A 630-nucleotide genomic window follows, 5' to 3' on the forward strand; every position below is an offset into this window, starting at 1 on the left:
CAGGAGCGGTATGCCCCCCGTACACAGACTCTTACACATAACTCTTGACACGACCACCCCGGAGGAGGGGGGAGGAGGGAAAAGAGAACCCTGAGGCCATAAGCCAAAAGCTCCAACAACGCCCGCACCATCGCCGTCTTGGGCTTCCTTTCCGCCAAATACCCACCCCTAAGCCCCGTCTTCATCCCCCCAAACACCCCCTCCACCACCCCACGAAACCGGTACACCGCCGGGTCCCACACCTCCCGCCCCCAGGCCCGCAACCCATCCCGCACCTCACCCCCTCCCCGCAACCGAATCTGCGGATGGAGCTCTAGCTCCGCCACCCTCCCCCACACCTCCTGCCCGTCAAACCCCGCGTCCGCCAACAGCATCCCCCTGGAGGGGCGAAACCTCCCCAAGACCCAAGCCCCCAAGACGGGATCAGGGGCATATCCCACCCCCACAGTTCCCCCAAAGGGCCAAAGGAGCTTCCTCCCCCGCTCCCACCGCACCAGGGCCAGGAGCCGGCTATGCCCCCGCACCCGCCGCACCTCCTCCCCCCTGCGGTACCGCAGTACCTGGTCCTCCCTCCGGTAGCTCAGGCCGGTGGTGTCCATGAGGTAAAGGGGGGGTCGGGGTCTTGGGGTG

Annotated in this window: 1 protein-coding gene; it reads right to left on the bottom strand. The window is 66.5% G+C overall.

Annotated features, from left to right (window positions below):
* On the bottom strand, positions 1 to 630 hold a 630-nt coding region (locus L0D17_RS13215; RefSeq protein ID WP_243095709.1), incomplete at both ends, for a transposase.

It is taken from the genome of Thermus thalpophilus (assembly GCF_022760915.1).
In the GTDB taxonomy this organism is placed as follows: domain Bacteria; phylum Deinococcota; class Deinococci; order Deinococcales; family Thermaceae; genus Thermus; species Thermus thalpophilus.